Below are 3,226 nucleotides of genomic sequence, written 5' to 3'. Positions count from 1 at the left end.
GCCAAGCAGGCCAGAACCCAAAGGAGAAAACCACGGGTTGACCCACCCGTGACACCCGAAACATAATCCGCAGACGGGTCACTTCTCGATGGAAAACCCGGGTCACTTCTCAGTGGAAATCAACAGGCCGCCCTCTGGCCCGCATGATCGCCGCACAGATCAAGTCGACCGAGAACGTCCGATACTCTTCAGAAACGGATGAGGGTTTCACCTATCTGTTACGGATGCAGGATCTGGATTACTGGAAGGGATCAAACCTTCCCGTCATCGTCGTCTTCTATCGCCGTTCCGACAACAGCTTCTACTGGAAGGAGGTGTCGCGCGATCATGACCAGATCGAGCGTCGTCTACAGATAGACAAGGCGTTGGACGTTCTCGACAACAGCACCGTTAACCGCCTTGCTGGATTGACCGTCCCCAAGGCTGGCTTTGGCTATTACGTGCCCGCGCTCGGCGGCGGCGAGGAGGCTCTCGTTAATATCCTGCCGATCACACTCCCCTCCGAGATGTATGTGGCATCAACACCTTACGATGGACGGCGGGCGACTGCGATTTTGCTGGACGGCGACGAAGCGTCCCGGTTCGACTGGTCCATCGCCGGAGGCACCTTCTGGTCTTTCCACAACCCGCGTACGTCCAGTTGTCGGGAGATCATCGACATTGACCAGGTCGATGCGATCGACACGGCAGAATTGGCATTTCACGATGATGTGGACGAACAGAACCGCTTCATGCACCTGCTGCGGCAGACGCTTCGTCACCAGACTCGCGACGATCTGAACTGGAGTAAGGATCGGAAGATTCTCTATTTCCGCGCCGTCGAAGCCGACGCGCCTCGTAACTTCGCTTACGAGTCTGCGAAGAAGAAGACCGACGCCGACGTCGTGATGGTGGCCATGAGCGACAAGGAGGAGGGCAAGGTGTCGTTCGTCCGGCACCACGCCTTCTCGCCGCGCTTCGAGTGTCTTGGCGATCGCTGGTATCTGATCGTTTCGCCGACCTATTTCTTCACCACCAACGGATACGCGCCCCATCCCCACCCCGGCGCGTTGCTCGCCGGCAAGAAGCGGCTAGACAAAAGCGCGGCCCTACGCGGGCAGGTGATCATGTGGCATCGTTTCCTGACCCATGCCGATCGTGCCGCCGAACGGGATGCAGGCGGTCTGTTCGGCGTAGAGGTGGAGGCAGAGCCCAGGCTTCGCTTCGGAGAGCCCCCGACGGTGGAACTGGAGACGCGCGTTCCAGAGGACGGTTGGGGCGGCGGCAAGAAGAGAGCTGATGTTAGCGATCAGCAGGAAGGTCTGTTCGCATGAGCACCTTTGACACCCGCGTGTTCAAAGAACCCGAACTGGAATTCGGGGACCATCACCACCATCCCGATCCACGTCTGGGGCTGTTCGAGGCGGGCCCCCTTCAGCCGTTCGTCGGTGATGTCATCAAGATCGGCGTAGTCGGTAGCGCCAAGACCATAGAGGATACGCGAAAGTTCCTCGAAACCGCCGCTGCCGGTGTCGATGGGAAATCGGAAAAGCATCCGAATATGCATCCGGCATTCCCCGGCCTCGGCAACCAGAGTCCATACCGCTGCCGCTTCGAGGTGGAGGACGGTGCGACTGCTGCGCTATCCCAGAGCAAGCTCGACAAGATCGCCAAGGAGCCCGACCACCAGAAGGCGGTCGAAATGGCCGTGGACGAGATCGTCGCCGAACTGGAGGGGCTGGCTGATGGTGGCAATCGGCCCGATGTGGCGATTGTAGCGCTGCCCGTGAGGTTGCTTGAGCGGGTCTGGAACGCGAAGGTCGATGCGGGCGGAACGACGGAGAAGGACGATAGCAGCGGTTCCGACGCCCCGAATTTTCGCGGCATGTTGAAGGCGCGGGCCATGCATCTTTCCTTCCCGATCCAGATCGTCTGGGAGGACACTGTCGACGACAAAGTATCGATTCCGCAGAAGATTAAGGAGAGCAGCGCTCGCAAAATCCAGGATGTCGCCGGCCGCAGTTGGAACCTGCTGACAACTCTTTACTACAAGGGCAGCGGCCGCATCCCGTGGCGACGCATGCCGAAGGAGGGGGAGTTCACCGCCTGCTATATCGGCATCAGCTTCTACCGTGAGGCGGACGGGCAGCAACTATTCACCAGCGCGGCGCAGATGTTCGACGAGCGGGGACGCGGGTTCGTGCTGAAGGGGAAGCGCGCCCACACTGAGAGCCGTGGGCGCCATCCCTACATGACGCGCGAAGATGCCCGCGAGATCGTGGAGAATGTGCTCGCCGCATACAAGACGCACCACAAGACACTGCCTGCACGCGTTATCGTGTTGAAGACCTCACGCTTCAAAGATGAGGAAGCTGATGGCATCCTGGAAGCGCTCGACGCCGCCGGCACGGAGCTGCGGGACTTGGTCTGGGTGCAGGAATCCTACGCCGTGAAACTATTACGCGATGGCAACTATCCGGTCCTCCGCGGGACTTTCGTTGAGCTCGGTGGGAACGGCTTGCTCTACACCAACGGCAGCATGCCTTATTACGGCACATATCCCGGCATGTATGATCCGCGGCCGTTGCTATTGTGCCCTCACCGCACCTGCGACAGCACCATAGCGCAGCTGGCCGAGGAGGTGTTCTCGCTCACCAAGATCAACTGGAACTCGACCCAGATGAACCAGCGTCTCCCTATCCCCATTCGGGCGGCGCGTATGGTCGGTGAGGTTTTGAAGTACCTGAAGGAAGATCAGGTCGAGAGCACTGATTATAGAAAATATATCTAGCTATCTACTGACTTTTCTCATGCGATTTTGATGTCATAAAACCTATTTTTTGAAAATAATCCGCAATCGCCCTTGATGAATTTACATCATACATGGGAACGGAATCCTATAAATGAGCATAATCATTGGATAATTTTTGAATGATATTCATCATTTTCTTTATGGCCTGACTTCAATACCTGAAATATTGCAATAATGCTGCGGAGTTTCGTTTGTCAGGATTGGTCGCGTAGCAAGATCATGTTATTTATTGCGATAAGGAGAATGAGATGACCCGTGCCGCTCTTTACGCCCGCTACTCCGACGACAAGCAGAGTCCCGCTTCGATCGAGGACCAGTTCCTGATTTGTCGGGAGCAGGCTGCCCGTGAAGGCTGGCGCATTGTCGGCAGTTACAAGGACGCTGCGATCTCCGGCGCCAGCGTGATCCTGCGGCCAGGCATCCGGGCGCTGCTGC

Annotated in this window: 3 protein-coding genes; all 3 read left to right on the top strand. The window is 57.6% G+C overall.

Features of this window, described 5'->3' with window-relative positions:
• Nucleotides 1–62 precede the first annotated feature (62 nt).
• Nucleotides 63–1,313, top strand: a complete 1,251-nt coding sequence (locus ACFQ24_RS04160; protein ID WP_380909210.1) for a DUF4365 domain-containing protein — start codon at nt 63–65, stop codon at nt 1,311–1,313.
• Nucleotides 1,310–2,770: an argonaute/piwi family protein gene (locus tag ACFQ24_RS04155; RefSeq protein ID WP_380909208.1), complete on the top strand. Its 1,461-nt coding sequence runs from the start codon at nt 1,310–1,312 to the stop codon at nt 2,768–2,770. The genes ACFQ24_RS04160 and ACFQ24_RS04155 overlap by 4 nt, the downstream gene beginning before the upstream one ends.
• 269 nt (nt 2,771–3,039) lie before the next feature.
• The coding region (locus ACFQ24_RS04150; protein ID WP_380909206.1) for a recombinase family protein at nt 3,040–3,226 on the top strand (187 nt) is incomplete at its 3' end.

Source organism: Sphingobium olei (assembly GCF_042678845.1).
Classification (GTDB): domain Bacteria; phylum Pseudomonadota; class Alphaproteobacteria; order Sphingomonadales; family Sphingomonadaceae; genus Sphingobium; species Sphingobium olei.
Note: the sequence above shows the minus strand (reverse complement) of the source record. Positions and strands in the feature narration are given on the sequence as shown.